Genomic DNA, 25,972 nt, shown 5'->3' with positions numbered 1-25,972 from the left:
CCTTAAGGGGATCGATGCTTTGAAATTTCCGGAGAATACAACTTATGGCTACTAATAATGAAATACGGCTGATAGTTCATAAATATAGCTAATAATATGAAAATATGGCCAATAAAAAATTTTTATGGACGATAGCGAAAAAAACTTTTTAATGAGACCGTCCTACTCTATAATTGCTTCACAAACGCATAACTCTTTCGCTCATATCCCATCTTCTCCTCATAAAAACGATGCGCATCCACACGCTGCAGTCCAGACGTCAATGCAACCAACCCGCAGCCCAATTCACGACCAAGCTCATGAATATAAGAAAGTAGTGTTTCACCATAGCCTTTTGACCGCCCGGCCTCATCTGTCACCAAATCATAGACATACATGTGATTTCCGTAATAAAGATTGAGCTGTTGCGCGACCCCAGTAACCGCCGCAACCTTACCGTTATCAAATAAAGCAAACATTCTATACCCTTGTGGCTTCATGCCCGTCACCAATGCAACGAACTCCTCGAGGTCCAGATGTGTCCGTAATTGCTTCATAACAGGAAACGCTACTTTCCATTCCTCAGCCGTCTTTAGTTCGCGAATTTCATATGCCACCAAAACCACTCCTAGAAAAAAGATTTCTTCTATCTTACTGCACTAGCCCTTAACTGACTACATTTTTCTTTACTTCATTCTAATAAAACTTTTATAATGGAAAAGGAACAAAAATTTTTACCTATTACACGTTGAGGCGTGGCCTCATTTTTGTCATAAAGTGTACAAGCATTACATATTTTTATACAAAGGCATCGCACTAACGCAGGTGTGGTGCCTTTTCCTGCAACTCTCACTGGATAGTCAAAAAGGTCCAGGCAAAATGATCAAACAAGACTTTTCGACTATTAATCATGGGTAAGGGATGAATAAGAACGTAAAAGCTACAAAAATTAACGGTATGCATTTGTATTCGTAACGGAGGAGGAACAAATAGGTGAGTCGTAAAGTTGTCGCATTATACATGGTACTATCCTTACTATTAGGAGCGAGTGTCACGTTTTTAGTGGTTCAGTTGCTTGATAACAACGAACAACCACTCGTTCAGCAACCAAGCCAAAACAATGAAAATACAAAGGAAAACAAAAACGATCTATCTAAAATCGGTCAAGCATACAACATGATTTTATCTAATTATGTTGAAAAGGTGGACGAAAAACAATTAATTGAGGGTGCCATTCAGGGGATGGTCAGCACACTTGATGACCCGTATTCTGCATATATGGATGAAGAAACAGCTGCCCAGTTCAATGAGTCATTAGAATCATCGTTTGAAGGAATTGGCGCAGAGGTAAGTATGATGGAAGGCAAGGTTACAATTGTCGCTCCATTCAAGGATTCTCCTGCTGAAAAATCAGGTCTTAAGCCAAATGATCAAATCATCAAAATTGATGGCGAAAGCATCGAAGGCCTTGATCTATATGAAGCCGTATTAAAAATTCGCGGTGAAAAAGGAACAGTTGTTACCCTAGAAGTCATGAGACCAGGTGTAACCGAGCTTATGAATGTAAAAGTAACCCGTGATACCATTCCAATTGAAACAGTCTACACAGATTTGAAGGAATATGATAATAAAAAGCTTGGATATATTGAAATCACATCATTCGCTCAAGAAACAGCAGAGGATTTCATTGTTGGTCTGAATGAGCTAGAAGACAAGGGCATTGAGGGTCTGGTCATCGATGTTCGTGGCAATCCTGGTGGACTTTTAGAAAGTGTTGAAGAAATTCTAAAACAACTTGTAACAAAGGATAAGCCATATGTTCAAATCGAAAACAGAGATGGTGAAAAACAGCGCTTCTTCTCCACTCTTGAAAAACAAAAGGAATACCCAATTGTTGTACTCACAAACCAAGGTAGTGCTTCCGCATCTGAAATTTTAGCAGGTGCCTTAAAAGAAGCAGGTGGCTATGACATCGTCGGTGAAAAAACATTTGGAAAAGGAACTGTTCAGCAAGCGCGCGACATGGGCGACGGCAGTAACCTGAAGTTAACGATGTTCAAATGGTTAACACCAGATGGCAACTGGATTCACAAAAAAGGAATTGAGCCAACAGTCGAGGCAAAGCAACCTGAATACTTCTATGCGAACCCAATTCAATTTGAAAAAGAGCTAACGCAAAACATGAACAATGAAAAAATCAAAAACGCACAAATTATGCTGAAGGGATTAGGATTCGACCCAGGGCGTGAGGACGGCTACTTCAGTGGAGAAACCGTCATTGCGGTAAAAGCCTTCCAACAAGCAAATAATATAGAAGCAACCGGCACAATTAACGAAAAAACAGCCGGCGCAATCGAAGCAAAAGTCATCGAGTCCATTCGAGACAAAAAGAACGACCTACAACTCCAAAAAGCAATGGAAGTACTCTTTAAATAAGATTTACGTGCACCTCTCCCAGTCGGAGAGGTGTTTTTTTGCATTAGTAGCATTCAGATCTTTATCCGAGAGGCAGGTGAACTCTTATATCGGACAATATTTCGATTTTATCGGATATTGTTGCCAGGATATCGGACATAAATCCAAATATATTGGACACAACTCTGAATATATCGGACATTCTCCACTTTTTATCGGACATACCCCTATTTTCGGCAAAATTAAAACCCTTCTGGTTCACCCGGAAGGCAGGCTATTTAAATAGGTTTTAGTTATCGGACACAGTTGCCAGGATATCGGACAAAACTCTGAATATGTCGGACATTGACCACTATTTATCGGACACAACCTATTTTCGGCAAAATTAAAACCCTTCTGGTTCACCGGAAGGCAGACTATCTAATCAGTTTTTTCGATATCGGACAATATTTCGTTTTTATCGGACACAGTTGCCAGGATATCGGACATTCATCCAAATATATCGGATACAACTCTGAATATATCGGACATTCTCCACTTTTTATCGGACTAACTCCATTTTCGGTAAAATTAAAAGCCTTCCGGTTCACCCGGAAGGCAGACTATTTAAATAGGTTTTAGTTATCGGACAATATTTCGATTTTATCGGACACAGTTGCCAGGATATCGGACATAATTCCAAATATAGCGGACATTCTCCATTTTTTATCGGACAAAACCTATTTTCATCCATGTTAAAAGCCTTCCGGGACCCAACTAACTATCAGTGAGGGAGGAAGAAAATCCCTCACTGATTGAGTTTCACTTTATATCAAGTATTTGGTACAATAAAAGTTAGTAAATCGAACGAAAATTTTTACATATCAAGTCATATCCATAGGTGGTGAAAAAGAATGATTGAAGCATGGTTACTCGAATTTGCAAAGGGGATTGGGCGCTTTTTTCTTACTCCAATGTTTTATTATTTTGCAGGATATTGTGTACTTCTAGGCTATTTCCGCGTTAAACGTGAGCGACGCGCATTCCATATAAGAGTTGAAGATGGCTTTTATGACCTGAGATCACTACTTCCGGGTGGTTGGCTTGCGGGACTGCTTATATCAGTGGTAACACTTGCAGCTGGGGTCGTCATTCCACTTGGTAGCATCGTATTAATTGCAATTGTCACTTTCCTACTCAGTTTACCGATCAATACACGGCTACTATCTCCAGCCTATATTTTAGGGGTATCGTTTTTCGGAATTATTTTATTATCAAATCTATCAATTGAAAATAAATTCATTGCGAGATTACTAGATGACATGGGCAATACAAGTCTGGCGGCGATCGCAATCTTACTTGGCGCCCTTATACTAGCAGAAGGAATATTGATTCTGAAAAGAGGTCATATTGGCACGTCACCTGATCTTTTAAAAAGTAAACGTGGGCTTCCGGTCGGTATCCATATTTCACAACGACTATGGCTTGCACCTGTGTTCTTACTTATTCCAGGTGAGGCACTCACCACGCAATATGAATGGTGGCCAGTGTTCAATGTATCTGGACAAGCTTACTCGCTCATTTTAGTGCCGTTTGGAATTGGATTTTTTCATAAAGTAAAAAGCATGCTCCCAACCGAGAGTATCCCCGTTGTCGGGAAACGCGTGATCATTCTTGGTATCGTAATTTCAGGGTTAGCACTTGCTAGCATTTGGTATCCTGTTACGGCAATTATTGCCGCCTGTTTTGCACTGGCAGGTCGGGAACTCATCTACCTGCAACACCATTTTAACGATGAAGCGAGACAATCCATCTTTTCAAAACGAAATCATGGCCTACTCGTCTTAGGCATCATTCCACAATCACCAGCTGACAAAATGCAGATTAAAATTGGTGAGACCATTTCAAAGGTGAACGGCATTCACGTAAAAACCGTTCAGGAATTTTACATGGCTCTTCAAAAAAATCGTGCCTTATGTAAGGTTGATGTGTTAGATATTAACGGTGAGGTCAGGTATGTACAACGAGCCCTTTACGAAGGCGAGCATCACGAGTTAGGAATCCTTTTTGTTGAAGAGGGCAAAGGGTGGAAGCATAAAGCGGTGTAAGTGTAATTTTTCATAATTAATCGGAATCTGTTCATAATCTTCCGGAATTTGTTCAAAATTCGCTGGAATACTTTTCAAAAACTTACGGAACTAAAAAGGAGAGATTTTTAATAATCTCTCTATTTTAGTATTAATTTAACTGAAAATTTTGATTAATTTTATCCAGGATTGTAGGGAAGGATGTTAGTTGTATGTCTAATTTATTAATTACGAAAGTTCCATTAGAAGATGAAACGTTATCAAGTTTTTTATTAAGGATATGTAGAGAAAATAAGTATGATAATTTATCTTGGATTACAAGTGACTTAGGAATTGTTCCAAGGCAATTAGCAAAGCCGAACCCAAATAAGATAAATATGAATACTTTAGCAAATTTTTTGGATATTGAAGAAAGTGTTTTATGGGATTTAACTTTCTTTAATGATATTGTCTGCTTTAGTAATAATGAGAGTATTAGTAGTTTTAAAGATCATGGAAATACAGAGTACGATAAAATATGTCCATTATGTTTTCAACAAAATTCATATGTGAAAAAGTTTTGGAATCTTAAGATAAATATGGCTTGTCCTATACACTCTTTATTATTGATAAACATCTGCCCAAAATGTAATAAAAAGATTTCGTCTATAAGAAGCAGTTTAGAAAAATGTAAATGTGGATTCGTTTTAAACAAACTCCCTCAATTACCGTTAAGTGAGGGAAAGGTTTTACATAGCAAAATATTATATAATGCATACTTCAATATAAAGCGATTCCATATAGACGACAATTCTCCAATACATACTCTAGAATATTTTTCTTTAACTAAGTTAATTAACACATTTTGGTTTAGAATAAATCAAGGTAGAAATGGTATTGGAATAAACCAAATAAACACTCAGCAGAATGAATTGTTAGAACAGCTTACATCCGTATATAATTTATTTATTAACTGGCCCTATAATTTCAGAAAATATATATATGATTCTAATAATTCAACAACGACTAAGAACATTAAACGAGACTTTTATTCAAAACTATATGAAGAAAATTTCACCGAGTTTAGAGAAGAATTCAGAAAAACTTTAGAAGATCAAAAAAAGAGACCTGTAATTTTTAAAAAATTTAGTAAATCTACACATAACTTTATTTCTTTAACTAATGTCATAAAAATACTAAATATGTCCCAACATGCAGTTAATATCCTTATCGAGAAGGGTGTGTTAACAGAATATAGAGATGTAAAAGATACTGGGTTTGTGATTAGAAGTATTACAACGGACTCAGTTAATCGTTTTATACAACTAAAAAAATATATTGTGTTTAAAAAGGAATTATCAGATTTACTTGGTCTACAAAGAAAACACATCAATCTATTTGAAAATGCAGGTTGGATAGAAAGAATAGAATTGTTCAGCAAAAGGAATGATAAAAAATCTTATTATGATATTAGATTTGGATATGATTTAATTGAAAAAATCGAAAGTGACAGAATTATAATGATTTCAGAAGAGGAAAGTAAAAATGATAAATATATTAATTTCTCGAATTTTCATAACAGGGCAGCAGCAGGAAGAATAACTTTTATTGAGTTAGTTGATGCATTAATTAATAGCGCTATCATTATTTATAAGGTTAAAGATAAAGAACCATTTAAAAGCTATTTTTTCAATTTAACAGATGCCGTTTCATTTATAAAAGTTAAGAGATTCAAAAAGTTTAGTGAAAGAACGATTAACTTACATATAGGGGAAGTATGCCATATGTTAAAAGTATCTAATCCGCAAGTGGCTTCTTGGGTAAAGAATGGATTGTTAAACATTCAGGAACTGGAAAAGACAGTTGATTATAATGCTATTGAAAATTTTTTATTAAACTATTTGCCTATGACATATTTAGTTAATTCACTAAAGACATCGGTAACAAAAGTTTTAAAAATGTTTCAGGAACACGGAGTTTTGCCTATTCACGGACCAGCAATTAATGGAGGGAATGGGTATATATATAGGAAAAGCGATATAATCAATACTTCTTTATTACATCAAAATCCATGTATTGATATTGATGAAAGAATTAAGGAGATCATAGAAGAAGAGTTATCGGAAAACCCAGTAAACTGTTATTAACGGAAAAAAAGTTTAAAAAAGTCAAGTTGCAAATTTAAAAGTTAATCTTACTACTCCCAAGAGAATATTGAATACTCGAAAAGAGGGATGTTTTAAATGAGAAGGATTAGGAGGAAACAAGAAATTAATAAGGCATTAGAATTTGGAAGAATGAATTACTAGAAGATGGTGCAACAATTACAAAGACATCAAGAGGTAGTCAAATTGGAGGTGCAATGTTAGGTGGTATAGTAGCAGGTGGAGTTGGTGCAGTAATTGGTGGTTTATCTGGCAGTCAAACTTCAACAAATGAAGTAAAAAAGATACAACTTCAAGTTGTTGTAAACGATACGAAAAAATCATTTAATAGGATTACTTTATGTCATTAGAAGGTAGTGTGAAAAAAGACAATCTAGTTTATAAAAATGCTAACAAGAACGTAACTCATTGGCATAATTTAATAAGCCATTTAATTAATCGTGCAGACCAAGAGGATATTAGTATTAATAGAGACAAAGAACATGATTATATCAACAAGAATCAATCTAGTTCAATTGCAGACGAAATAAAAAAGTTATCAGAATTACACAAAGAAGGTATCCTTTCAGATGAAGAATTTAATAGTCAGAAACAAAAGTTACTAAGTTGAAGTGTCGTGAAACGGAAGAATTGAGACACATAAGGTTACTAAAATATTTAAAGTGTTGATGATTAAATCGAATTGGGTTAGTTGGAACGCCTTATGAGGTGAAAGTTTCATGTACGGTGTGAACGGGGGGAAAAGGGAGCGATAACTTTATCTGTATGAAAAAGTATTCAACTAATTAGGAGCGATTCTTCAGAAAGAAAAAGCGACATTGATGAGAAATATGAAAATAAAGAAGTCCCTGGACTAAGTGACCGAAATCAAATGCCCAAGAACTTATAATTTTAGAATAATCGATTAAACATGTATTTTCAATGAATGTTAATTAAAATAGTGCGAAGGTAGTATTCTTATAAATACTGAGATTTAGAATTACGACGCACTACGAATAAATTATGAAGTAAAAACACTTTCATTGTTGAACTAAAGAAGCAGTTTAGTTTAATAACGGATCTGAATATGGTGATTTAACATTAGGGGAACTTAGATGAGAAAAAAATTAAAAAAGACCCAAAAAGGGTCAATTTGATACTGATACATTTGATTTAATAAAAAAATTAATCTTTAAGCTGTCGAAGAACATCATTTACATCAACATGTGATCTTTTCTCAATGATTTTACCATCTTCAATTCGTAACTTCATCATAAGAGAGAATCTAACGGTTTTTCCAGTAGCAGGAACACCCAACAACGGGATACCTGTGTGAGTTCCTTCAAAGATGAGATATGCTGCTACTTGATCACCTTCAGCTATTATGGATTGAATAGCATTTTAAAGCTAGGGAATGCATCAAAGTTTTTTTTCTCTGATTCTACAAGTCCTTCTAAACCAGGAAAAGGTGTATCCAGTTGTGGATAGAATACAAAGTTCTCATGGCAATAATCTTTACGTGCCTCATAATTTTCTTGTTCGATGGTTTCATAAAAACGACGAACTAATTGTTTATTTGCCTCAACCGACATTGCTATCTCTCCTTTATGACCTGTCCAATATATTTAAAACGTGTATGATTCACCGTCATTTGGTACTAATACATTAGATGCGATTTCTTTTTCTTTAGTAAAGCTCTTCAGTTCCTCTTTAGATAGTCCCCAGTGGTTAACAGCTTCCATGTGAACACAAATGATTTTTGCTTCTGGAGCAGCTTTGTACACTTCATAGACATCATCTTTCCCCATGACTAGAGAACCACCCTGGAAGAATTGATTATCCCCAGCATTTACAACAATTACTTCTGGTTTGTTCGTCTTAATTACTTTTTGGACTTCTTCATACCATACAGTATCTCCTGCAACATATAATGTTTTCTCCGTTGGGTGTTTAAATATAACGCCACATACAAGACCAGCAAGTTTTAAGATTTCTCCTCTTCCATGCTCGCCTTTTGTTTTCACTAATTGGATACCTTCGAACTTTGTATCGTCTTGTAAAACCTCTACATTTTGGAAACCAGCGTTTCGAATCTCTGTCGCATCTTCTTCATTTTGGGCAAATATTTTGGTCTCTTTTGGTAAAGCTTCTTTAGCAGCATCATCCCAATGATCATAGTGCAAATGAGTAACAATAACTGCATCTATATCTTTTATAATATTGTCAATGGATGTTGGTAAGCTTACTAAAGGATTGTTTTGATCTTGCCTTGGCGAATTTGGGAAAGGTGGGTAAGTACCTTTTTCCGCTAACATTGGATCGATTAAAAACTTTTTCCCTGCGTATTCCACAACGATTGTTGCATTACGAATTTGATGTATATTCATGTTTATTATCTCCTTTTGTATAATAATTTCCTTCGAACAATTTATATTCTATACTATGGTTAATGACCGATACATGGATTAAATAAAGTGTTTTGGTTGTTTGACTTTATTTATGAAAGGAATTAGATAGATGTTAGATAACACGGATCTGATTATCCTAGATGAACTATCCAAGAACAGTCGTATAACAATGAAAGAGTTAGGTGAGAAAGTCCACTTGACTGGACCAGCTACTTCAGCTAGAGTGGCAAAGTTAGAGGATAGCGGAATCATTGAAGGATATACCATTAAAATTAATCAAGTAAAGTTGGGCTATTCAATTCACGCAATGATAAGTATTATTACAGTAAGCTCGTATCACGAACCTTATCTGACATTCTTAAATGCACAAAAAGAATATGTAATAAATAACTATAAAATTAGTGGGGATAGTTGCTACCTTTTAGAATGTAAATTCCCCTCCACTAAAGAATTAGATGAGTTCTTAGTAGGTTTGAATAAGCATGTGAACTATAAATTATCAATAATTATAAATAAATAGTACTTTTTAAAGAGATAATTTGTGAAGAAATATACTTAAAGTAACGGGTGCGTTGATCCAAGAAGGATTACGCACCTTTTTTTTGTAGTTATTTAACTACCGGGGCAGTTTAGTTTAATAAACTTCGCTAATTGGAACGTAAAAAATCATCCACTTTTGATTGTAAATAGTGGATGGTTTTCTAAGGAATGTTTTTTATGATTTTTCTAGTAATAAATCCAGTGATTATTCCAGGAAAAACAAACAATATTGGAAGCCAAACAGGCCCCAATAACACTCCAAATATCATTAAGTTCGAGGAAAAAATCAATCCAACGGTTACAAAAAATGCAGCAAACACATACGGAAGAAAAGAATAAGGGTCTTTTCCTCCGCCTGCATCTTTCACCGCATCCCACATAGAGAAAAAGTATAAACAAGGATAAAACATCAACCACTGATATTCAGCATGTTTTATGGCATCCCCAATTTCTCCATGAAAACTTAGAAGTATGACCTGATTAAAATTAGCTTGTACATTAATCAAAAATTCAAGTATCAATAAAACTGTGCCTTTAAAATACTTTCCGTTTAAATACTGCCCAAACCCAGGAAGTGCAATACTCCACATTAGTCTTTCAAATGCATTCTTATTCATTTATAAACACCATAATAATTATCTCTGTTACTTTTCTTTTGCAATTTCTTTTCTATTAGGAGCAAGTGGAGGCTGCTCTAACCATTTATTTTGCATCATAATATTAAACCACTTTTTAGTAAGCATAAGATTTTGTAGAATGGTGCTTTCGTAAGTGGCTACAAGGTCTGTTCGCATTGCGGATGCTAAACCTGCCCCGTGATACGCTTGTGCGGCTTGGAATAAGAAACCAGTATGATACAACATTAACTTATCAGAAAAAGGAGAATCTGTTGAAGTTGTAACTTCAGTCTCCCAAGACTTAGGAACTGGTAAATTATCCGTTTGCATAATTTTTGAAAAACTTTTTATTTGTTGGTCAGACGTTTTTTCGGCATCCTCTAAAAATTTTCTTACTTCTTTTGTTTGTGCGACTTGACTGAATGCGATTGAAAGAGTTTTTGCCATAATACTTTTTTTAAGGTTAAAAGATATGCTTATGATTTCTGTCGCTGCTAACATTCTACCCTTTCCGAAAAATCCATCTATGAAATCTTGGCTAGAAATAAATTCAGGATTTTTGGCAGGGTAAAATAAAGGATCTCTCTGAAAATTTCCTTTCTCAAGCAATAAATCAATGGTTTGATGATACATCCTTTTCCCATCATTATCACACGAGTCGTAAAAAAATCTTAAATCCTCTCTTACAGAAACGCCCAATGAGGTGGAGTGTCCTAGCAAACCATGTAATGTCATGATATGTAAATAATTTAGGCAAAATATATCCGTAAACAACCTCGGTTTACCTTTAAAAAGGTCAGATTCAGTAAATCCAATTGGAACTGGAAACCCCTCATTTTTTATAAAAGTAACGATTTGTTGTTTTTGCTTTTCGAATGTTTTGATAGCATCCTCAAAAATAGCTTTAATTTGCTCATCCTCAATAATAGAGACCATATATCTATTTACAATATCAACGGCTGTTCCATTTAAATACTCTCCCCATAAAGTTCCTATTTCGGAAGATGTGAGTTTTAACTTATCCTTTTCCATTCCGTCACCTCTAAGATATTATTTACCAATTCATCAAGAGGTATGAAATTTTTTGTTTGATTTTTACGAAGAAGAAAAACACTCTTTAGAAATAACGAAATCACTAAAAAAGGTAAGCATAATATATTTAAAGGGTTCCGTTTTAAGGTGCTTTCTTAATAAATGACATAAGAAATGACGTATGAATTGGCATACGTCATTTTCTTATTGTATCAAGGTTTTTTAACCTTTTTATTTAATTTTGACACCATAATGTTTAGAGTTTTCCACTTCGGACAATACTTGTTGTACAATGAAAACTCGATGCCAATTATAGTGTCAAATTTATTGTCATTTAGGAGGTCATTATGCAATTTATCGAACCTAAAAAGAGATTAGAGAAAAAAGCTGATTGGCGTGTTTCAGAACACACAAAATCAACTGTAAAGCATTATGCTGAATACACAGGATATACAGAAGATGAGGTTGTTGATATGTTCTTAAAGAATCTTTTGGAAGATGAAAATTTTATTAATTGGATAACTCAAAAACGTCGAAACAAAAGGATTGTTCAACAACTTGCACTTAGTGAGGAAGCATAGATGGCGAAATTGAAAAGATTAACGAATAAAAACGATGGGATTATTGAAGTTATGGTTCCCGTTTCTGAGGAAGAACGATTAAAAAGAGAAATGGATTATCCTTCAATACCAGATAATCGATTTGCGACCAAATTCAGAAATGCATTATTTGAACCAGTGGTCGTTAAGTATAAAGACCGAGAATATAAAATTCAGATGAATAGCTGCATTAATCCATATTGCAAAAATTATGGTTTACCTCAGAAGCAATACGATGTGAAAGGGAAACCTAAAAGATATAAATCTGTACAAGCAAAATTAGGTACCCAATCCAGGCTTGTTTGTAATCCAGATCCTGTCAAACCCGCATTTGGAGCTGTTTTAGGTTGCGGAACAAATTCAATGTCTAATTGGTCCATTGCTGAAGAAATCAAGAGACTTGCAATGGTTAATTCGGTTTTGCCAATAGAACCTGAATACCAATTTCATAAGGAAGGATGCGATAATCAAGATTTAACCCCTTTCACACAAAAAGAAGCATTTAGAAGATGCGGGAAAAGTAGCAGTAATTGTCAAAAGTATCAATGTAAATGTTGTAAGAAAATCACTAATGTACTTCCTTCTACTAAAGAAAGTACAACTTATCATCAACAAAGAAACGACGTACTTCCTTTGTTTGCAGAATTAATTACAAACAGAACACCAGTAAACAGGGTTATTGAAATTTTGGATATCGGAGCACAAACTTATTATCACAAATTAGAATGGCTCTATAGAAGGTGCCTTGAGTTCCAAGAGAGGCACGAAACTAAACTGAAGGACAAAGAATTTAATGAGCTGTGGATTAATACCGATAAGATGATTTATTACCTTAATAATGTCAGGAAAAAGAATGCTGGTTCGAAATATCTTATAGAACAAGAAGAAAAGCAATTCCCTACACAAGTAGTTATAAGTAGCGATTTATTGACCAGATATGTATTTAGGTCTGACATTGCCTATGATTGGGATATCACTTTAGAAGAAATTTCGGAACAAACAAAAATGTATAAGGATGATCATCTTCATACTTTTGCACAGAGATATGGTCATTTAAGATATTCATATGCTCCACAGCCACCAACAGAATTTGATACCCAAACTAAAACCGAATATGAGATGAAAAGGTCTGAGTTTTTCGGTAGGTCAAACTATATAGATGGTTTACACACTAATTCTACTTACACGAACATTGCTCACTTTTGGCATTTAAAACAGATGTTAAACGCAAAAGAATGGAGATTTTCAACAGATCACGATTCAACTATTATCTCGGCCTTAATGAGGGTGTTTTTGAAGGAGATTGATTTGGGAGATGCCCATCATTTCATATATAAAATTGATAAGAGTAAATCCTTAAGAGAATCAATGGAAGATTATAAAGACTCACGAGCTGTAATACGAAATTGGGCATTGAATTCAAATATCGATGATAAAAATATTACTCGATTGGCAAGATTAATGTTGGCTGAAGAATTAATGAGACATAAATTTTATTCTGAAGAAGAAAAAGAAGGTAGATCAATCAGAAAATGGGCTCAAAATCCTATAGTCCATCCACTTCCTTTTAAAGACACTGGTTACGCAACAGTTGATTGTACAACAGACGTTAGCTCTTACGAACCAAAAGATCTTGCTAGAATGATACAAAAGGTAAATAATAAATCAACCGATACCTTTATCAATCAAATTAGAAGAAGAATTTCAATCCTAGAAAGACCTTTAGTTACCTCAAGGGGTGATGGCAAAAGTTACATCTATTCTAATTTCAATCCTAAGTATGCACAATATGCTATAACCATTTTAAGAACTTATTACAATTTTTGTATGCCATATAAGGCTTTCGGAGAATTAGCAACACCGGCACAAAGAATTGGCATAACTGATAAAATATTCGATTGGAAAGATATTATCTATTTCAGATAGTTAGAATGTGTATTTACTTCATCTAAAAATGGGAATAATTAATTTATGACTAGTGTAGCAAGTGCAATAATAGCCAGATTGTCTTGTTACGAAAAAGGCCACTAACGGCCTTTTTTATTTTGAACAACTAAGAACTAAGAACGCAATTTTCGGTGCTTTTTGTATGTAAAAAAGCTCAGTAGTTACCGAGCTATTTATTGTGATTATTTATAATCCCTTATTCAACTTTAATTATTAAAAACCCACGTTTTAAATTCTTCATTTTGATTCTGAAATTTCCATTCCATCTTATGAAAGTAGTCATTGAATTTTGAATCTGTCGGGCATAATGCAACGATTGGTAAATCATTTATCATTGTTAACATCTTTTTTAATAAGCCTGTACCACGATAAACCTCACTTATCGCAAATTGATATAAAGAAATTTTATTTTGTGTTTTTTTTCGATAAAAACGAAATGCTCCCACTACTTGACCTTCCACAGTTGCTACTATCATTTGCTTTCGTTTTATAGCTGCTTGAATTCCAAGAGGACATACAAACTCTTCAGAATAAACTGCACTGTTATTACGGTCTAAATTTTCATTAAAGAAAGTCACAACTTCAGATATTTGAGTTGGAACTGCTAATGCTATTTGCACCCTATCCACCCCCTTAAAGTAACGCTTGTTAAGATATAAGAGAATTATAAATCTCTCCAATAATCCCTTCCAATTGATGAACACCTAATTCTGCGTTCGTCATAATGACGGCACCTTTTTCTATGCGTGGGTACGCCACCATCATACACTGAAAACCTACTCCCCAACCCATTGATGTAATTTCTAATTCTTTTTCGGAACCCTCTAAAAATACACCTAGTCCAGCCCAGTTTTTCCCCCTTTGAGAGGTTATCATTTCTTTAGCTAAACTTTTTGATATTCCAATTTTACTTTCTCCTTTTAAAGCATTTATTAGCTCAAGGACTAATACAGCTAAATCTAATGAAGTCGTCCATAATCCTGAAGCTGCTGGATAGGGGTAGATAGGGTATTTTCCTTCTACCAATTTACCATTTTTATTATGACCACAAGAAAATTCTCTTTTATCTATCTCTAACATCGTTGTATTTAAAAAGCTACTTTCCATTCCCAATGGCTTAAATATGAACTCATTTACCACTTGATAAAACTGCATTTTCATTACATCTTCTATTAGTTGCTGAATAATACAATACCCTGCATCTGAATAATGGAATTCACTCTCTGGCTCTATTTGAACTTCAATAGGAACTATACAATAATCGGATTTTCCCTCTAACAATTCAACCATCGAAGGAAGACCTTTATCTGGTTTTAGTTCTGGAAAACTACCTTCAGGGTCCTTGATTCCAGATTGATGACTAAGCAAGTTTCTTAAAGTAACTTTTTTGTTTTTTGTATATTCATTTTCAGGCACTTTCCAAGTAACAAGTCTTTCATTTACATCTTCATCCAGATCAAGATACCCTTCTTCTAGTAACTTTATTACTATCATTCCAGTTAGGAATTTACTAATGGAACACGCACTAAAAATAGAATCATCACTAACTTTTCTATCACTTTTTACCTCAAGTAAACCATAGCTTTCTGTTCCACTGATTTGCCCTTCTTCGAAAAGTGCAATACTTAAACCGTTTACATTATAATGTTCCATTCGTTCTTCAACTTTGATGTTTTTTAATTTCATTTATTCTCCCCCTAGTTAGCTTAATAATGAAATTATAACACGAATATACGTTCTGATGTATTAATTTGGAAATAAGATTTCTTATTGAACAAAAACGCACGTTACTTTAAGGGCTTTTATCGTTTGATGAATTTGTAGAGTAGCTTACACAAAAATTTAGAGAATAAAATGAAAAATTATGACCAATAAAAAAACTCGTCAAAATCGACGAGTTTTTTCTTGTTTATTGTGCCATTTTGAATGTCAAATATTATGTCATTCTATAAGCAATTTTTGAAAAAGCACCTCAAAACGGAACCCTTTAATAATATATGCTCACCTTTTTATAACAACAATGCGAAATAGACAACACTTGTGGAATACTCATTGCCTAAGTTAAAGATGGCATTCTTAACAAAGATGTTAATCTGGAAGTTATACTACTAATTAAGAATGCTGCTCTAATACCCATAATAAATATGGTTGATAATAAGCTAAAAAGAATATTCAAAGTATATCCCTCCACATTGAAGTTTAGTGTTAAATGATAACACTAAGGTTATTGTTAATCTGAGGAGTGAATTTATTCAGTGGAACACCTAATCAAAAAGTGGTTTATTGCAATCCTAGATAAATACAAATAAAAACAGAAACAGCTTGTTGAACTAAAGGGTGCAATAGTTTAATGGAGCAACCAGTTATTAAAACAAGTTGCTCCATTAAATTAGTTAGAAATATTTTTGATAAAACTCCTTTCTGAGACGACCGCTTAGCTCGGCATATATTCGAGTAGTTTCACTTTTCTCATGTCCCATCAAACTCTGTATCACTTCAATGGGTGCCCCATTATTTAGTAAGTGTGTCGCATAACTGTGTCTTAGTTGGTGCGGATGGATTACCTTGTTAATACCCGCCCGTTTTGATATTCGTTTAATGATATATCTCATTTGTGCTTTGCTCATTCGATGAGGATGTCTTTCGGTTACAAAGATAGCCGCATCATTATCTTCTCGGCTTTCTAAATATCGTTTAAGCCAAATGTCACAACGAATATTAAAATATACTTCCCTTTCCTTATCACCTTTACCCTTAACAATTGCAGAGTGATTAGACCAATTAACGCTATTCTTGTCGAGTGTTAAGATCTCACCAATCCTACAACCTGTTGAAAACATAAACTCAAATAGAGCTTTCTCCATAGGTGTAAAACAAACTTCTCGTAGATGTTCAATTTCCCTATCTGTTAAAAATTTTGGGATTCTTTTCCCTAACTTTGGTTCTTTAATCTTGGCTGTTGGATTTTTACTGATATGTCCTTCTTCATGTGTCCAACGAAAGAGTGATTTCATTGAACGAACACGATGTGCTAATGATGAGGGTTTTAATGTTTTACTAGACTTGGAGAGGTAAGCTTTTAATTGGTCTGTTGAAAGTAAATCAATTTCTACATCTCCAAAATGACGAATTAGTAAAGTGACCTGAAGTTGATATGCTTTTAAAGTTTGGGGTGAAAATCCCTCTATTCGCTTATCCGATTCGTAAGTATCCCATGCTTTTGATAGTAACAAAATATATCTCTCCCTTTAATATTCTATTTTTAAAGGAATTATTGACCTGATTCTAGAAATTTAAACGTAAGAATCCTATTAAACTATCGAAGCAGGATAGTTTAAAAATTGGCTTTAGTTCTTATTCAACAATCGGACCAGTTTCTTAAATAACACTAAATAAGGTAATTAGATATTTAAGTTAAATTATAACGAGGATTATGAGATAATTTAGTTATTAGTAAATAAGTGAAAAAATAACGAATAGTGAAAAGGGGATTGAAAATGGATGTAAGATATCCAATTGGGAAACTACAAGTACATGAAAAAGTAACATTAGAAAATATTCAAGAATGGCTAAAGGAAATCGAAACTTACACGGTTCGGTTAAGAGAAACTGTCGATTCATTAAGTGATGAGGAATTAAGCAAAACTTATCGTGAAGGTAGCTGGACAGTTCGTCAACTTGTTCATCATATTGCAGATTCTCAGTTGAATATGTATCAACGTTTGAAGCTGGCTTTAACAGATGAGAATCCAACAGTTCCAGCTTTTGACGAAGAAAAGTGGGCTATTCAACCGGATACAAAGCTTTCTGTAGAAAGTTCTATTAAAATGTTAGAAGGTATAAATGAACGTATCGTATCTTTAGGACATAGTTTAACTGAAGAGCAATCAAATCGGACTTTTACCCACCAGATAAACGGTAAAATAAAGGTTGCAACAAAAGTTGCAAAGTTAGCTTGGCACGAAGAGCATCACTTAGCTCATATAAAAATCGCATTATCAAAATAATACAATATGTATGGAAGTGGCTTATCGAACGTCGATAAGCCTTTTTTAAAAAAAATAAGGAATAATCGCAGAGGTTATTCAACTAAAGGGTGCTTTAGTGAAAAAAGCACAGTGTAATCTCTTGTAAAATTATAATCTTTCTGGAAGCTTGGTGCATCTAATCCAAGCTTCTTTATTTTTTTAAAGTCAGAGTAATTGCCCTTATGCAAAAAAATAATGGAAAATATAAAACCTTTTAAGCAAAAGTGAAATAATTAAGACAGTTGATTCGACTAATTATTGAATAATATACCATGGAGGAGAAATGGATGATCAGTGACAAAATTTCAGAATGGTTCTATCAATACAACAAAGATGTATACCATTTCTTGTTTTATTATGTTGGATCAGGAGATATAGATGATTTAGTTCAAGAAGTTTTTATACGTGCAATCAAAGGATTTGATACATATCAATCGAAATCAAGCGTGAAAACTTGGCTTTTTTCGATTGCACGAAATGTTGGAATTGATGAGATTAGAAAAAGAAAGCGGAATAGAATTAAAAATGTTTTTAGTTTCACAGTTTATGAACCCAAAGAGGAGAAAACACCAGACATCATGCTTCAATTGAACGAAAATAATAGAAATTTATATAAAGTAATTCATTCATTAAAGTCCAACTATCGTGATGTGATCATTCTCAGGGCCATAAAGGATTTATCTGTTTCTGAAACAGCAGACATTTTAAATTGGAATGAAAACAAGGTACGTATTACTTATCACCGAGCCTTAAAGGCCCTAAAGGATAAGAAGGAGGACATTCAAGATGAAAGATAATGAGTGGGTAAACCAAGTGGTTGATGATTTACAAACGCTTCCAGAACCAGATTATGAGAAGGATTTTGATATAAATAAACAAAATAATATTCATGATAACCTTATGAAGTTTTCAAGAAGTTTTGAATTAAAGAAGAGAAGAAGAGATTTAATGAACCGTATAACAGCTGGGGTAGCAAGTATAGCTGCTTTAATATTATTTTGTGTCATTTTTATTCCAATAAGTGGAGATTCAGACAATGCAACTGTTCCTGAAATAGGAACATTTAAAGAATATTTTCATCAAAAGATGGAAGAAATGCATAAACAAGAAAAAAACTATTCGTACACACTTATTCATACAGAGTTAAATGCAGTTCAGAAAGATGATGCTATTGCAGTTTTTAAAGAAAATAACAATAACGGTGAACAGATTTACATTGCTTATTTTGAGAAACAGGATAATCAATGGGAATGGAAACAAACAAGGGGAGCGGGGGGGGATTCACGTATTAACTGGTCTTCTATGAACCAAAGACCCTATATTTATTCTGGGGTATTAAGTGATAATTCTATAATAGAAGTATACGCAGGTGAGGAGCAAGCAAAAATTATTACAATCGAAGGAGATAAAAGGTTTTGGTATGCCATTAGCCCATTGAAAGAAGTAGAAGTGATGATAGTAACAGAGAATGGTCATAAAAAAATATTGAAGGAAGTTAAAGCGTTAGAAGGAGATCAACCATCAGTGCCAACGAAGGAATGGAAAGACGTATCGACAACAGAGGATTTAGTCGCACCCGATTTCCCGACGAATGTGAAAGATTATATCGCGAATACGTTAATGCATTGGACGGCTGAACCCGACGAAAATCTAATACAAGAGGGATATCCGCCGGAATATGATCATTATATGCAGTCATTCGGAATCCTTTCAGTCGTGGACGAATATATTCGGGTTGAAGGTGTTGACCTCGAAAAAGATTTCTACAAATTGCAAATGCTTGCGGCGGTTATCCAACACGAACAATATGAAAGAACGAAACATATAAACTTCAACCCCGAAGATCCTAATCGGGATTCATTTGAATCTACACGTGAAGCGGTTAGACATTGGAAGCCTGCAAGTGAACGATATCACCAAGCAGAACAATATATTACGGAATTGTTGAACGATATTAACGTTGTTGTCAATGGCGTGGGCGAACCGTTCGGCGTGTCGGAACAATTGAACGGGGACAAGGTTGACGAATTGGATTCATTTCTAAAAGTTGACGAAGCGGAAACCAAAGAAATATTGAAACACTTGTAAAACGCAACGGTGGCAAGGGAGACACCTTCATAATGGGACGACAACCTTGTTTGTATCGGGCAAAGGAAGCCGCTATAAGATAAACGTAAAAACTGTCGAAGTTGACGACTTGAAGAAAGTGCAATGGGTGAAATTCGAAATTAATAACAATTGAGTCCAATGAAGATTTTGGATCCTTGTATTTAGGTCAATGGACGATGAGGCCACCAAATAAATTAAAAATTTCAACTAAGTTATAGAGCTAAATAGGTCAACCAGAAAAATCCGGCTAACCTTATATTACGATCGGGTGCTTTAGTAAAAAAAAAAACCTCAATTTTATCTTTGTATCTCATAGATAAAATTGGGGTTTTTATTATGGGCAAATTCTTAACGTTGTAAATCCGCACTTATCTTAACCATCCATAACGGATGACTTTACAGTATTCAATGTAAAGTTATCCGTTTTTTTGTTTCTTTAAATCCCAGATAACTATATTCAGTTTTATAGTATTTATAGTAAATTAAGAAAGCTTATGTTTAAGGGGCTGACTTGGAAGATTTGATGGTTCCCTTAATAAGCAGAAAAGACTTGAAAAAACATCATTAATCAGGAGGATCCAACAATCATGAATACGTTCAACCTAAAAGAAACAACAGCTCTGTTACACTCGTATGGTTTCAAATGTGATACAGAAATGGTAAGCCATTGGATAAGTGAGGGGAATATTAAAAGCATTGAAAACGGTGGAGCATACGAAGTTTTGGAGGAAGAAGTTTATAGATTTATAGAAGCATACAGATTGGAAGGTACAGCCTTTGAGGAAGGCATTGATGATCAAACTATGATTGGGAGATTACTAGAAGAAATTACCGATCTTAAAAAGCAAATTGTAAAACTACAAGAAGAAAAAGCTGAATTAGAAGATCAATTGGGAATCATGCCATTTTAGACAATTCAGCCACAGGAGGATGGACTTCATGAGAGTAATTACCCTTTGCACAAAAGAAGGAAAGACTCGGTACATGTTACTAGATAATGACAATGAGCCAGTCCAACCAGTTTTACAGTATTTAAAGTTTAAGGACAATAGTGGGGCTTCACGGAATACCTTACGGTCATTCTCATATCAGTTAAAACTATTCTTTGAATTCCTAGAACAAATAAACAAAGATTATCGTGATATCGGAATAGATGAAATGGCGGATTTTATGCGGTGGTTACAAAACCCTCACCAGGATGTAAAAGTGTCCCCTATCTTCCCTAAACAGCCAATTAGAAAAGCGAAGACAGTAAATATCATCATCAATACTGTTCTCGGATTTTATGACTACCTAATGAGACATGAGGACTATAGTATTCAGCTGACAGAACGTTTAAAGAAACAAGTATCTGGATCCCGCAAGGGGTTTAAAAGTTTTCTGCACCATATAAACAAAAATAAATCCTTTACCTCTCATATTCTGAAATTAAAAGTGCCTAAACAGCAGCCGAAGACACTCTCAAAAGATCAGATTGCACTAATTATGAATGCTTGTGGAAATCTACGGGATCTATTTTTAATACAGCTCCTTTGGGAAAGTTCTATGCGTATTGGTGAAGCACTTACTTTATGGCTTGAGGATTTCGAAGTCGATGCGAGAAAAATTCATATACGTGATCGGGGCGAATTGCTTAATCTAGCTGAAATTAAAACGGTATGTAGTCCCCGTAGTATTGATGTATCTGAGGATCTAATTAATATGTACTTTGATTATATTGCTCAATTTCATACTGATGAAGTTGATACAAATCACGTTTTAATTAAACTGTCAGGAGAAAATAAAGGACAACCGTTAGAATATACCGATGTAGTAGCACTGGTTCAACGAATACGTAAAAAAACAGGCATTTATTTCACACCACATATGTTACGCCATACATCATTAACAGAACTCAGAAAGTCTGGTTGGAGAGATGAACATTTAATGAATCGAGCTGGCCATGCCCATATACAAACAACAATGCAGATGTATATCCATCCTTCGGATGAAGACATTCGAAAAGACTGGGAAAACGCTCAAGAACGAATGAAAATCAACAAAGAATATAAGGGGAATGACGAATGAATTTATCCGTTGAATACTTATTACCAGAAGGTAAAGTCAATGAAATTACCAGAAAAGTCACTGGATATTTTGAAAATGATATTTGGGATGCAGAAAATGCAGCTTTTAATGATTTTAGAAAATCAGAATGGGGAAAAACCCACCGCAAAATGGATTTTTCGGTACTTCCATCTAAGCTTAAAAATGAAATTAAATTTTTTATTCTTACTCGTATTCAAAAAGATGATCTGCAATTGTACTCAGCTATACATAATTATGCCAGATCTTTTAAACAGCTTTCTAAATTCATTAAGAAATTTTATCCCAATATTAATAGTTTTGCAGATTTAGACATAAACAAGGCTTTGATGCAGTTAAGATCACATTTAAGTGAATTAGGTTTGAGCATACGAATTTATGGGAGAAGGAAACTTTCTAATTACGAAAATCTACTTAATCGTTTATTTTTGTTTTATAAAGACTTCTATGATACAAGAGATGAATTTGAAAAAGATATCTGGGATGTTAGAAATATTCCTGGTGCAAGATTTCCCGATCACGAATCAAGACATATCCTGAATTTCGAGGATATCCCTAATCCCTTTCGTCCTTTAGCAAAAAGATATTTAAAATTTAGGATCAGTTATTTATCTCTGGGCCAATGTAATCTTGACGTTAGAATATTAAAGTTATTTTTGACATTTATACATGATAAAAATCCTTCTTGGAAGGATTTAAATGCCTTAACACGAAAGGATATCGAAGATTATCTAATATTTCATAATAAGAAGTTTCATGAAAAAATACAGTCAAAGAGAAGTTATTTAATTGTCCTAAATGTATTCTTGGAAACAATTGAAAAACTGCAATTCGATGAAGCGCCTGCGTTACCTGTAAATCTATTGTTATTTAAAGAAGATATCCCTAGACCGATAAAAAAGTCTGAAAATGATATCAAATATATTCCTGAAGGGGTTCTTCAACAAATTGAGGAAAAGCTAGAGTTCTTAAAACCATCAAAATACGTACCGATTATTGTATTACTTCGAGCTACTGGTTGGAGAATATCAGATATTCTTAATCTACGTTACGATAATTGTTTGGAACAAACATCTCAAGGATGGTACTTATGCGGGGATATAAGGAAAACACAGGTAATGAATCATCGTGTACCAATTACAAAAGAAGTAGCAGAGGTAGTAGAAGCTGTAATAAAAGTGACTAAAGATCAAAGCAATACAATTAATAATCCTAAAAACTATTTATTCGTACAGCTGGAAGGTGTCCGGAGAGGCAGACCCTATAATTATTATGACATTCACAGAAGTTTGAAGCGCTTTTCCGAAGAACAAAACATAGTTGACGATTCAGGGAATCCCTTTTTTATTAAAAATCATGCCTTCCGGCATACCAAGGGTGTAGAGCTTCTTAATAACGGAATGAACATATTGCATGTTCAAAAATGGATGGCCCACGCTTCCCCTGAAATGACTTTACATTATGCAAAAATTCTCGATACTACCATGCGTAAATCTTGGGAAGAAGCTACAAAACAAGGTATTTTTCGGATAGACATTGAAAACAAACGACCAGTTAAAGTTGAACTTACGGATATTGAGAATGAAGACATCATTGAATGGGAATATATACGCCATAATTTAGACGCTGTAAAGATGGAGCTTGGCTATTGTATGAAACCAATTAAGCAGCCATGCCCTACTCAAGCGAACCCATGTCTATCCTGTCGTAATTTCTGTACAACACCCGAATTTATACCCCAATTTGAAACGGAAATTAAGGAAGTAAAAAATATAATTGAGCGAGGCAGGGCTTTGGGGCGACAAGTATGGATAGATAAGAATCAAACCACTCTAGATCGCCTAGAGCCTATTCTAGAAACTTTGAAGAATGGTACATCCCATCATTTAGCCGGGAAAAAAGGCCGCGAATATATTGGAGAGGAACGCACTCATGAGAAGTAAGCATATTAGAAATACCGAAGGTGTAAAAAAACATGCCCAGATGAAAAGCCAAGAGGCGGCTCAAAAGGTAGACAAGGCTATTCAAAGTCTTATCAAAACGAAGGCTAAAATTAACTTTAATCAAGTTGCCATGGAATCAGGTGTATCTAAGGCTTTTCTCTATAACAATCAAGAAATACGGAACCGAATAGAAAGATTACGAAAGCAGCAAGAAGGGTTAAATACACCGCAAACCATAAAACGTAATATGACGGATGCCAATAAAGATTCGCTTATCGTAGCTAAAAATAATCGAATAAAAAAACTTGAAGAAGAAAACAAACGTCTGAAGGATGAATTATTGAAATTACGTGGTAAGGTCTATGACAAATTTTAAGAATAAAGAACTTTACTATTGTATCGGTTTTCCTTAGTGTGCTAATGGATGTTTGTAGAGTAAAATATAATCATTCTTTATTCTACATATAAAGTTGTAGAGAATTTATAACTATTCTCTGAAGTAATAAATTTATATGGTTGTATTATTAATACAAGGGGGTTTTATTAATGATTAAAGGATTATACGAAGCACATTTACCAGTAAGTAATTTGAAAAGGTCTATCGAATTTTATAAAGAACTTGGTTTAGAGTTTGACCACAGCGTAGAGGATAGTTTGGCATTTTTATGGATTGAAAAAAATAAAAGCTGGTTGGGCTTATGGGAAACCGATAAGGTAGAACTTGAATATCATCCTTCAATAAGACACATAGCATTTCAAGTATCGTTAGAAGGATTAAAAAATTCGGTTAGTTGGCTCAAAAGTAAAGGATGTGAACCAAGGGAGGCTTTTGGCTTTGAGCCAGTAGAACCTTTTGTAATGGCACATGATAACTATGCTCACGCTAAAATTCATTTTAATGACCCTGATGGTAATAGTTTGGAATTGATTTGTAAACTCGAAAATCCTAATAAAATAACAAAACGGATGTATTTAAGTGAGTGGGAAAAATTAAATACAAATAAATAGAAAAAGTAGTTTTTCAAGCTACCGGTGGCGTTAATTTATTTTTATAAGACATCATAAATAATCAAACTTATTTAAACCTTTACATCGAATATATGTAAATGATGTGAGAACCATTGATATTCTAATAGTTCTCACATCTAAGTTAAGATAACCGCATCATCCTGACGCTACCCTATATGATCTTAATGACAAAACAAATCTAGATTATCCGCGTCTACCGCCTCTACCACCACGCTTTGATTCGGTGCTACGTTTGAGTGTTGATAAATTTTCTTCACTAGCCTTTAAAAAACTTGTCATTTTATCTTCAAAACTTTCTTTTGGTTTGAAATTTCCTTTAGAACGAAAATCATTGGAATGGCTGTTTGGTCTTCCAGGTCGAGATGGACGTTTTGAATAAGTGGAGGTTTGTTCTTTGGGTTTTTCTATAGCTTTTTTGATGGATAAAGCTATTTTCCCTTCCTTCTCACTAATCACTTTTACTTCAACCTAATCGCCTACTTTGAGATGGTCATTAACGTCTTTTACATAGCTATCTGCTACTTCGCTGATATGCACAAGACCTGTTACTCCTTCTGGTAATTCAACGAATGCTCCAAAATTAGTGATGCCTGTTACTTTACCTTGTACCTTACTTCCAACTTCTACTGCCATAAAAAAATATTCCTCCTCAATAATGTTACCAACGTTTCATTATAGCAAATTGAGAAATAATATCTATTGGATTTATTTTGCTTTAATTTTTCTAAGAGAAAGCATAGGAAATCGGATTTACAACGCTAAGCATTTTGATACAAGTCTTATGAGACATTACGAAGTCTTATTTTAAGGTGATTTGATTATGTATCAATAGACTTTACTCTATTGATATTGTGAAAGAATGTACTTAAAGTAAAAGGTGCTTTAGTCAAACAGCCAATGTTATAAAATGGAACTTCCTAATTTGTGGAGGTTCCATTTTTATAATTAATATCAACATTAGACTTAAAAAGAACCTAAAATTAAGTATCAATTGATAATTATATCCGTTACCGTAATCAAGAAAGTAAAGTAATTCGTAACAGTTGTTTGGT

General features: G+C 34.2%; 25 protein-coding genes and 1 pseudogene. 16 read left to right on the top strand and 10 right to left on the bottom strand.

What is annotated here, in order from left to right; genetic code table 11:
* Window positions 1-167: 167 nt before the first annotated feature.
* Window positions 168-596, bottom strand: coding sequence for a GNAT family N-acetyltransferase (locus NST91_RS22440; protein ID WP_341332920.1), 429 nt, complete (start codon window positions 594-596; stop codon window positions 168-170).
* Window positions 597-972: 376 nt separating this feature from the next.
* On the opposite strand from NST91_RS22440, the gene NST91_RS22435 reads away from it, so the two are divergent.
* The 5 genes from NST91_RS22435 (at window position 973) to NST91_RS22415 (ending at window position 7,214) form a co-directional block, all read left to right on the top strand.
* Window positions 973-2,415 carry a S41 family peptidase gene (locus tag NST91_RS22435; RefSeq protein WP_341332919.1) on the top strand — a complete coding sequence of 481 codons (1,443 nt, stop codon included), beginning with the start codon at window positions 973-975 and terminating at the stop codon, window positions 2,413-2,415.
* An 872-nt stretch (window positions 2,416-3,287) separates the two neighbouring features.
* Window positions 3,288-4,481, top strand: a complete 1,194-nt coding sequence (locus tag NST91_RS22430; RefSeq protein ID WP_341332918.1) for a PDZ domain-containing protein — start codon at window positions 3,288-3,290, stop codon at window positions 4,479-4,481.
* A gap of 191 nt (window positions 4,482-4,672) precedes the next feature.
* A complete protein-coding gene (locus tag NST91_RS22425; protein WP_341332917.1) occupies window positions 4,673-6,586 on the top strand; it encodes a TniQ family protein in 1,914 nt (637 codons plus the stop codon).
* Between the two features lie 134 nt (window positions 6,587-6,720).
* Complete coding sequence (locus NST91_RS22420) at window positions 6,721-6,954, top strand: hypothetical protein (RefSeq protein WP_503421004.1); 234 nt, start codon at window positions 6,721-6,723, stop codon at window positions 6,952-6,954.
* Window positions 6,945-7,214, top strand: a complete 270-nt coding sequence (locus NST91_RS22415; RefSeq protein WP_341332915.1) for an SHOCT domain-containing protein — start codon at window positions 6,945-6,947, stop codon at window positions 7,212-7,214. Before NST91_RS22420 ends, NST91_RS22415 begins: the two co-directional genes overlap by 10 nt.
* A gap of 554 nt (window positions 7,215-7,768) precedes the next feature.
* On the opposite strand, the gene NST91_RS22410 is transcribed toward NST91_RS22415, so the two are convergent.
* The 3 genes from NST91_RS22410 to NST91_RS22400 are packed head-to-tail and all read right to left on the bottom strand — an operon-like array spanning window position 7,769 to window position 8,970.
* Window positions 7,769-7,933, bottom strand: a complete 165-nt coding sequence (locus NST91_RS22410) for an ester cyclase (protein WP_341333588.1) — start codon at window positions 7,931-7,933, stop codon at window positions 7,769-7,771.
* Between the two features lie 32 nt (window positions 7,934-7,965).
* Entirely contained in the window at window positions 7,966-8,175 is a 210-nt protein-coding gene (locus NST91_RS22405; protein ID WP_341332914.1) for an ester cyclase, read from the bottom strand.
* A gap of 33 nt (window positions 8,176-8,208) precedes the next feature.
* A complete protein-coding gene (locus NST91_RS22400) occupies window positions 8,209-8,970 on the bottom strand; it encodes an MBL fold metallo-hydrolase (protein WP_341332913.1) in 762 nt (253 codons plus the stop codon).
* Window positions 8,971-9,100: 130 nt separating this feature from the next.
* Between NST91_RS22400 and NST91_RS22395 the strand changes: the two genes are divergently transcribed.
* On the top strand, window positions 9,101-9,511 hold the full coding sequence (locus NST91_RS22395) for an Lrp/AsnC family transcriptional regulator (protein ID WP_341332912.1): 411 nt from the start codon (window positions 9,101-9,103) through the stop codon (window positions 9,509-9,511).
* Between the two features lie 181 nt (window positions 9,512-9,692).
* Here NST91_RS22395 and NST91_RS22390 read toward each other — a convergent pair whose 3' ends face one another.
* Together NST91_RS22390 and NST91_RS22385 are read right to left on the bottom strand one after the other, a co-directional pair.
* A complete protein-coding gene (locus NST91_RS22390) occupies window positions 9,693-10,148 on the bottom strand; it encodes a hypothetical protein (RefSeq protein ID WP_341332911.1) in 456 nt (151 codons plus the stop codon).
* Between the two features lie 27 nt (window positions 10,149-10,175).
* Window positions 10,176-11,180 carry a DUF3231 family protein gene (locus NST91_RS22385; protein ID WP_341332910.1) on the bottom strand — a complete coding sequence of 335 codons (1,005 nt, stop codon included), beginning with the start codon at window positions 11,178-11,180 and terminating at the stop codon, window positions 10,176-10,178.
* Window positions 11,181-11,527: 347 nt separating this feature from the next.
* Here NST91_RS22385 and NST91_RS22380 point away from each other — a divergent pair, with 347 nt between their 5' ends.
* Window positions 11,528-11,761 carry a hypothetical protein gene (locus tag NST91_RS22380; protein WP_341332909.1) on the top strand — a complete coding sequence of 78 codons (234 nt, stop codon included), beginning with the start codon at window positions 11,528-11,530 and terminating at the stop codon, window positions 11,759-11,761.
* Window positions 11,762-13,705, top strand: coding sequence for an insertion element protein (locus NST91_RS22375; protein ID WP_341332908.1), 1,944 nt, complete (start codon window positions 11,762-11,764; stop codon window positions 13,703-13,705).
* A 227-nt stretch (window positions 13,706-13,932) separates the two neighbouring features.
* Here the strand turns inward: NST91_RS22375 and NST91_RS22370 are convergent, their stop codons facing one another.
* The 3 genes from NST91_RS22370 to NST91_RS22360 all read right to left on the bottom strand — a co-directional run bounded on the left by NST91_RS22370 (window position 13,933) and on the right by NST91_RS22360 (window position 16,959).
* Entirely contained in the window at window positions 13,933-14,346 is a 414-nt protein-coding gene (locus NST91_RS22370) for a GNAT family N-acetyltransferase (protein ID WP_341332907.1), read from the bottom strand.
* A 28-nt stretch (window positions 14,347-14,374) separates the two neighbouring features.
* Window positions 14,375-15,412, bottom strand: a complete 1,038-nt coding sequence (locus tag NST91_RS22365; RefSeq protein ID WP_341332906.1) for a serine hydrolase domain-containing protein — start codon at window positions 15,410-15,412, stop codon at window positions 14,375-14,377.
* A gap of 707 nt (window positions 15,413-16,119) precedes the next feature.
* Entirely contained in the window at window positions 16,120-16,959 is an 840-nt protein-coding gene (locus NST91_RS22360; RefSeq protein ID WP_341332905.1) for a tyrosine-type recombinase/integrase, read from the bottom strand.
* 264 nt (window positions 16,960-17,223) lie between these two features.
* On the opposite strand from NST91_RS22360, the gene NST91_RS22355 reads away from it, so the two are divergent.
* The 8 genes from NST91_RS22355 to NST91_RS22320 all read left to right on the top strand — a co-directional run bounded on the left by NST91_RS22355 (window position 17,224) and on the right by NST91_RS22320 (window position 24,899).
* On the top strand, window positions 17,224-17,733 hold the full coding sequence (locus tag NST91_RS22355) for a YfiT family bacillithiol transferase (protein ID WP_341332904.1): 510 nt from the start codon (window positions 17,224-17,226) through the stop codon (window positions 17,731-17,733).
* Window positions 17,734-18,041: 308 nt separating this feature from the next.
* Window positions 18,042-18,551, top strand: a complete 510-nt coding sequence (locus tag NST91_RS22350; RefSeq protein ID WP_341332903.1) for an RNA polymerase sigma factor — start codon at window positions 18,042-18,044, stop codon at window positions 18,549-18,551.
* Entirely contained in the window at window positions 18,541-19,842 is a 1,302-nt protein-coding gene (locus NST91_RS22345; RefSeq protein WP_341332902.1) for a hypothetical protein, read from the top strand. The genes NST91_RS22350 and NST91_RS22345 overlap by 11 nt, the downstream gene beginning before the upstream one ends.
* Before the next feature lie 608 nt (window positions 19,843-20,450).
* Window positions 20,451-20,774 (top strand): hypothetical protein, encoded by a 324-nt coding sequence (locus NST91_RS22340; RefSeq protein ID WP_136381328.1) that lies wholly within the window; start codon window positions 20,451-20,453, stop codon window positions 20,772-20,774.
* A gap of 28 nt (window positions 20,775-20,802) precedes the next feature.
* A complete protein-coding gene (locus NST91_RS22335) occupies window positions 20,803-21,930 on the top strand; it encodes a tyrosine-type recombinase/integrase (RefSeq protein ID WP_136381327.1) in 1,128 nt (375 codons plus the stop codon).
* A complete protein-coding gene (locus tag NST91_RS22330; RefSeq protein WP_136381326.1) occupies window positions 21,927-23,891 on the top strand; it encodes a site-specific integrase in 1,965 nt (654 codons plus the stop codon). The genes NST91_RS22335 and NST91_RS22330 overlap by 4 nt, the downstream gene beginning before the upstream one ends.
* Window positions 23,881-24,267, top strand: a complete 387-nt coding sequence (locus NST91_RS22325) for a DUF6262 family protein (protein WP_341332901.1) — start codon at window positions 23,881-23,883, stop codon at window positions 24,265-24,267. Before NST91_RS22330 ends, NST91_RS22325 begins: the two co-directional genes overlap by 11 nt.
* Window positions 24,268-24,437: 170 nt before the next feature.
* The gene (locus NST91_RS22320; protein ID WP_061792571.1) at window positions 24,438-24,899 is read left to right on the top strand and encodes a VOC family protein; all 462 of its coding nucleotides are present in this window, start codon (window positions 24,438-24,440) and stop codon (window positions 24,897-24,899) included.
* Between the two features lie 204 nt (window positions 24,900-25,103).
* Here the strand turns inward: NST91_RS22320 and NST91_RS22315 are convergent.
* A pseudogene (locus NST91_RS22315) lies at window positions 25,104-25,553 on the bottom strand (S1 domain-containing RNA-binding protein).
* Between the last annotated feature and the right edge of the window lie 419 nt (window positions 25,554-25,972).

Origin of the sequence: Ferdinandcohnia sp. FSL W7-1320 (genome assembly GCF_038050315.1) — a bacterium.
GTDB lineage: Bacteria > Bacillota > Bacilli > Bacillales > Bacillaceae_L > Ferdinandcohnia > Ferdinandcohnia aciditolerans.
This window is presented reverse-complemented; position numbering and strand designations above follow the sequence as displayed.